This window comes from Skermanella sp. (assembly GCF_059503625.1).
Map to the genome: position 1 here is coordinate 1 of NZ_JCACHA010001004.1, position 6,225 is coordinate 6,225.

General features: G+C 65.5%; 6 protein-coding genes. 2 read left to right on the forward strand and 4 right to left on the reverse strand.

The annotated features are described in order from the left end of the window. The coding region (locus AC5JJ6_RS36660; protein ID WP_496046765.1) for a DUF2279 domain-containing protein at positions 1-805 on the forward strand (805 nt) is incomplete at its 5' end. 39 nt (positions 806-844) lie between these two features. On the opposite strand, the gene AC5JJ6_RS36665 is transcribed toward AC5JJ6_RS36660, so the two are convergent. The 4 genes from AC5JJ6_RS36665 to AC5JJ6_RS36680 are packed head-to-tail and all read right to left on the reverse strand — an operon-like array spanning position 845 to position 5,726. Further along, on the reverse strand, positions 845-1,975 hold the full coding sequence (locus AC5JJ6_RS36665; RefSeq protein WP_496046766.1) for an ABC transporter permease: 1,131 nt from the start codon (positions 1,973-1,975) through the stop codon (positions 845-847). Then, positions 1,976-4,720, reverse strand: a complete 2,745-nt coding sequence (gene rbbA / locus AC5JJ6_RS36670) for a ribosome-associated ATPase/putative transporter RbbA (protein WP_496046767.1) — start codon at positions 4,718-4,720, stop codon at positions 1,976-1,978. Further along, positions 4,710-5,498 (reverse strand): HlyD family secretion protein, encoded by a 789-nt coding sequence (locus tag AC5JJ6_RS36675; protein WP_496046768.1) that lies wholly within the window; start codon positions 5,496-5,498, stop codon positions 4,710-4,712. The genes rbbA and AC5JJ6_RS36675 overlap by 11 nt, the downstream gene beginning before the upstream one ends. 21 nt (positions 5,499-5,519) lie before the next feature. Further along, entirely contained in the window at positions 5,520-5,726 is a 207-nt protein-coding gene (locus AC5JJ6_RS36680) for a hypothetical protein (protein ID WP_496046769.1), read from the reverse strand. A gap of 279 nt (positions 5,727-6,005) precedes the next feature. Between AC5JJ6_RS36680 and AC5JJ6_RS36685 the strand changes: the two genes are divergently transcribed. Then, the coding region (locus tag AC5JJ6_RS36685; RefSeq protein ID WP_496046770.1) for a hypothetical protein at positions 6,006-6,225 on the forward strand (220 nt) is incomplete at its 3' end.

The following is a 6,225-nucleotide window of genomic DNA, read 5'->3' on the forward strand; positions in this document are numbered from 1 at the left end:
CTTCGGTTCCGGAGCGGCGGCCCAGGATACCGGATCTCACTGGATGTCCGACTGGACGAAGGAAGACAAGGCGATAGCACTCAACCTGGGCATCGATGCCGTCGTTCTCGGCTGGGGGTTCGCGAACTGGGAATACGGCTCCGGCGGTCCGCGCTTCCAGGACGAGGGATGGTTCGGCCGTGACACGGATGAAGGCGGGGCTGACAAGCTGGGGCATTTCTACTCCACATACCTGATAAGCCATCTGTTCGCCGGCCAATTCGAACGCTGGGATTTCGACAGCCAACAGGCAATCCAATGGGGCGCGCTGTCCAGCCTGGGCGTCATGGGGCTGGTCGAGATAGGGGATGCGTTCAGCGACCGTTACGGCTTTGCGTACCAGGACATGGTGTTCAACACGCTGGGGGCCGCGGCCGGATATCTGATGTGGTCGTTTCCCGAGGTATCGCGCAGGATAGACCTCCGCATCGAGTACAATCCCTTCCTGAGCGGCGAGCGGGAGTTCGATGTCACCACCGATTACGACCGCTTGAGCTACCTGATAGCGTTCAAGGCCGAGGGCTTCGACTTCATCGAGAATCCTTACCTGAAATACCTCGAACTCCATGTCGGATTCAGGGCCCGCAACTACGCCGCCTACAGCGACCGCCGCGATGTCGATCTGCGGAAACAGTTCCTGTATGTCGGCATCGGCCTGAACCTGTCGAAGCTGCTGCGGCCCTATCTGGACGTACCCGTCTTCAACTACCTGCAGATGCCTTACACGTATCTGCCGGTCAGCCGCCGGATCTCCGGTCCGCCATGACGGCGGCCGGGAACGGGATCGCCGCCGCCGCATCGGCGCTCATTGATTGGTCTCCGCCAGCATCGTCCTGAAGCGGGCCAGTGCAGCCGCCAGGAAGAGGCTGCCGAGGCCGGCCAGCATGGCAAGTTCCCGCCAGACGATCTCCAGACCTGCGGCCCTGAACAGCACCGCCTGTGCAAGCTTCACGAAATGAACCGTGGGAGATGCCTGGAGGATGAATTGCAGGACCGGCGGCATTCCCTCGATGGGCGAGGTGGCACCCGACAGCATGTTCAGGATCAGGAAGACCGGGATAGCCAGCAGCGCGAACTGCGGCATCGACCGCACGATGGTGGCGAGCAGGATGCCGAGCGACGTCGTGGCGAACAGGTACGTCGCCGCCCCCGCGAGAAACAGCGGCATCGATCCTTCGAGCGGCACATCCAGCGCTCCGTGGACGACGAAGCGGAGCGAAAGATCGGCCGCTACCAGGATGACCAGCCCGTTGGCCCATATCTTGGCGAAGGCGATTTCGCTTGCCCGCACCGGCATCACCAGCAGGTGCTCGATCGTGCCGTGCTCCCGCTCGCGGATGACGGCGGCCCCGACCAGCAGGATCGACAGGATCGTTATGTTCTCCATCACCGACATGACGGAATGGAACCAGGATCCCACCAGGTTCGGGTTGAAGAAAGCCCGTGTCACGGACCTGACCGGGACTGTTCCGGCCTCGCCGCGCTCCTGCAGGAAATCCATGACCTCGCGCTGAACGATGGCTTCGATGTAGCCCGCACCCACTCCCGCCTGGGTCATGGCGGTCGCGTCGATGTTGAGCTCAAGCTGCGGCTGGCGCCCACGGAGGAGATCGGCCTCGAACCTCGGCGGAATGTCGAGCACGAAGGTCCGTTCCCCCCTGTCCATCGCGGGGTCCATCTCCGACCGGTCCATCATCGCCGGGAGCCGGAAGTAGGGTTGCAGGAACGCTTCCCGCAGGCGCGACGACAAGGCGGAGCGGTCGCCGTCGACGACGGCGACGCTGGCGTTCTCGACCTCGGTCTTCACGCCCGTCGCCACGCTGTAGACCGAAAAGGAGAACGAATAGACGATGAAGGCGAACAGCACCTTGTCGCTGGCCAGGCTGGCCAGCTCCTTGAGGCCGAGGCGGAAGACATTGGAAATCCAGACCTTCATTCAGCGCTCCTGCTTCTTCAGCAGATGGCTTGCAGCCGCCAGAAAGCCGACGCCGAAGGCGAACAGCACCAGGAACTCAAGGTGGAAATCCGAAAACGGCCGCCCCTTGGCGAAGGCGCCGATGCTGATGTTCTGGAACCAGAGGGATGGAAAACCGAGGCCGATGTAGCGCCCAGCCCCCTCGATCGTGGCCGCCGGGTACAGGTAGCCCGAAAAGTTGATCGCCGGCACCGTCACGAGGACGGCGGTCGCTATGATCGCGGCGACCTGCGTCCTGACGGCGGTGGACACCACCAGCCCGACGCCCGTCGCGGCGAATACGTAAAGCAATGCCCCCAGGGCCAGCGCCGCGAACGATCCCCTGACGGTCACGTCGAACAGGATATCCACCAATATCGTCAGCGCCAGGAAGCTCAGGAAGCCGAGGGCGACATACGGCATCTGCTTGCCCAGCAGGAACTCGGCCACCGTCGCGGGCGATGCCTGGAGATTGCTGATGGAGCCCATCTCCCGTTCCCGCACGACGCCCAGCGCCGTCAGCATGGAGGGGATGATGATCAGAAGGATCATGATGCAGCCGGGCGTGATCGCGACCGCGCTCCGGAACTCCTGATTGTAGCGGAACCGCGCCTCCACCTCGACGGGATAGGGCGATGCCGCCTCCCCCGCCGTGCGGCGGGCGGAGTCCTGAGCATAGGACATCACGATCCCATCGACGTAGCCGCGCGCCGTTTCGGCCCGGAACGGCATCGCGCCGTCGAGCAGGAACGCCACTTCCGGCCGGTCGCCGTTCAGCAGGTCGCGCCCGAACGCCGGGGGAATATCGATGGCCACCCGCAACTCCCCGGACCGAAGCCGCTGGTCGATGCCGTCCTCGGTTCGTATCGGCGGCTTCTGCTCGAAATAGCGTGAACCCGCGAAGCTCTCGACGAACTGCCGGCTTGAGGCGCTCTGGTCCCGGTCGAATACGGCGAAGGGAAGATTCTCGACGTCGAAGGTGACGCCGTAGCCGAAGGTGATCATCAAGGCGAGGGGGCTGAGGAAGGCAAAGGCGATCCGTACCGGGTCGCGCACTATCTCCTTCAACTCGCGGCGCGCGAACGCCAGGATGCGCCCGAACGACGCGCCGAGGCCAGTCCGGTCGGCTGCCGCGGCGTCGTGAACGGAAACCGGTTCGGCAGCCGCTGCGTCCTCTCCCGTAGCCTCGATCAGGCAGGCGACGAACGCATCCTCGAGCGATGCCGATCCCCGAGCCTCGCGGATTTCCGCCGGCGTCCCGACCGCGAGCGTGCGCCCGGCATGCATCAGGGAAATGCGGTCGCACCGCTCGGCCTCGGTCATGAAATGGGTCGAGACGAAAATGGTGACGCCGTCGTGCCGCGCCAGATCGCGGAGATGACGCCAGAACATATCGCGCGCCGCCGGATCGACGCCCGAGGTCGGCTCGTCGAGGATCAGGACCTCGGGCCGGTGCAGGCAGGCGGCGGCCAGCTGAAGGCGCTGCCGGATGCCGAGCGGCAGGCTGGAAGGGCGGGCATCCGCGACGCCGGAGAGATCGAACCGGTCGAGCGCGTCGCCGACCCTCGGCCCGATCTCCGCCGCCGGGATGCGGTACAGCCGGGCATGGAGATCCAGGTTGGCGCGGACCGACAGTTCCTCGTACAGGGAAAAAGACTGCGACATGTATCCGACGCGCATGCGGGTCTCGATGTCGCCCGCTTCGACCGGCTTTCCCAGCAGTTCGGCCCGTCCCTCGCTGGCCGGCAGCAGGCCGGTCAGCATCTTCATCGTCGTGGTCTTGCCGCATCCGTTGGAACCGAGAAAGCCGAAGATCTCGCCGCGCCCGATCGCGAAGCTGACATGATCGACCGCGGTGAACTGGCCGAACCGCCGCGTCAGTCCTTCCGCCACAATGGCCGGTGGCCCGTTCCCGGCCGGCCCCGAAGGCGTTTCCGGACCCACAGGGGCATCCGGTTCCCACACCCTGCCCTGCAGAACGGCAAAGGCTTCGTCCAGCGTCCTCGCTCCCGCATGGGCAAGCACATCAGCCGTCATGCCGGTCGCCAGAACGCGCCCCGCGTCGATTACGACCAGCCGGTCGAAACGCTCGGCTTCCTCCATATAGGCGGTCGCGACCAGCACGGTCATGCCGGGACGGCCGGCGCGGATCTCGTCGATCAGGCTCCAGAACTGCCGGCGCGACAGCGGGTCGACGCCCGTCGTCGGCTCGTCCAGGATCAGCAGGTCCGGATCGTGGATCAGTGCGCAGCACAGCGACAGCTTCTGCCTCATTCCGCCCGACAGCTTGCCGGCAGGGCGGTCCGGAAAAGGATGAAGCCCGGTGGCGCGCAGCAGGCGGTCGATGCGCGCCTGCCGTTCCGGGGCGCTCAGGCCGAACAGGCTGCCGAAGAAGTCGATGTTCTCGACGACCGAAAGCATCGGATACAGGTTCCGACCCAAACCCTGCGGCATGTAGGCGATGCGGGAGGCCGAGCGGTCGCGATGGGAGGATGAGGCCATATCGCCGTCAAGCACCATAATCCTGCCGGCCTGCACCCGCTTGATGCCGGCGATCAGCGCCAGCAGCGTCGATTTGCCGACACCGTCGGGACCGACGACCGCGGTCGCCGTTCCGGCCGGTATCGCGAGAGAGACATCGGCAAGGGCAACCGTGCGCCCGTAGCCGTGAGAAACACCGTCCAGCACGATAGCACCGGCATCGCCCCCAGGGGTCTCACGGAGCATTGGCGGTCTCCGGACCGGCATCGGGCGGCGGCGGGAGCTTCGGCGCAAGGTTCGCGGGCCATTCCGCCGTCCGGTCGATCCTGACATAGGCGTTGCCGGTCAGGCCGGCCCGGACGTAATCGCGGTACGTTTCGAGCAGCTTGGGATCGATCGCCAGCTTGACGCGGTACATCAGCTTTTCCCGTTCGCTGGATGTTTCGACCGATTTCGGCGTGAACTGCGCTTCCGCCGCGATGAACGACACGGTGGCCGGAACGACGTAGCTGGGCGCCGCGTCGAGCACGATGCGCGCATCGGAACCGTGCGCCACGCGCCCGGCCTGGCCGGTCGGCAGGAAGATCGTCATGAAGACGTCGGTCAGGTCCAGGACGGTGACGACGCGCCCTCCCGCCGCCAGCACCTCGCCCGGCTGGGCGAGGCGGTATTCGACCCGTCCGGAAACCGGCGTCCGCAGGGTCATGTCGGCAATCGTCGCCTCGATCTGGGCGACCTGCGCCTCGGCCGCCTCCCTCGCCGCCCTGGCATCCCTGACCGCCGCCCTGGCGCCCAGGATTTCGGCCTTGGCCACCTCGCTCTGCGCCCGCCGTCGATCGACCTCGGCCGTCGACACGGCGGAACGGCGTTCCAGCTCCGTGGCGCGGCGCAACTCGACTTCGGCCAGCTTATGCTCGGCCTCGCGGATCGCCACCTCGGCCTCGGCCTTGCCGGTAGCCTCGAAAGCCCGCCGGACAGCCGCCTTCGCGGCCAGCAGTTGGGCCTGCAACTCGGTGACGTCCATGCGCGCGACGACATCGCCGCCCTACACCGCGTCGCCCTCCCGGACGCGGATCTCGGCGACGCGGCCGGCAAGCTTCGTCGAGATATCGATTCGTTCGACCTCGATCCTGCCATTGGCCACTGCGAGGCCGGCGGGCAGCATCGCCGAGAGCTGAGCGTTCCAGTAGGCGTATCCGCCGACGGCTATCCCGATCAGGGCTATCGATCCAAGAAGAGGCGCTGCGCGCATGAATAATCGGCCCTTCGTTCAGTGACGGTACGGTCGCGGACAGCCGGCATCTAGACAGCCGCCAGTCCATCCAGCCTTGTTCCAGGTCAATCCCGGCCAGCTAAAGAGTATCGGCTTCCCGAGGTACTCAGACCTAAGTGGCAGGCCTCGACACCTTGCCCCGTCCAAGGGCGAAGCTGCAATGGTTGATCCAGGTTGATGCCCGACCAGCTTGGGCCTGTTCTACAGCAGGAGACAGTTCCGCGTACGATCAATAAGGCCAGCCACTTGGGGAACGCCATGTCGATAAAGGCCATCCTGGTCCCGGTCGAGGGTATCGAACACGATATCCATGCGCTGCTATCGCAGGCGGACAATGTCTATGTGCTGCGGATCGGAGAGACCGATTGCCCGGAGGCGCGCGACCGGATGCTGATGAACTACCTGCGCCTCCACGGCATTCCCGCCGAGCTTCGCATCGTCGGGCGCAGCCAGCATTCTACCGGCACCAGCCTGCTTT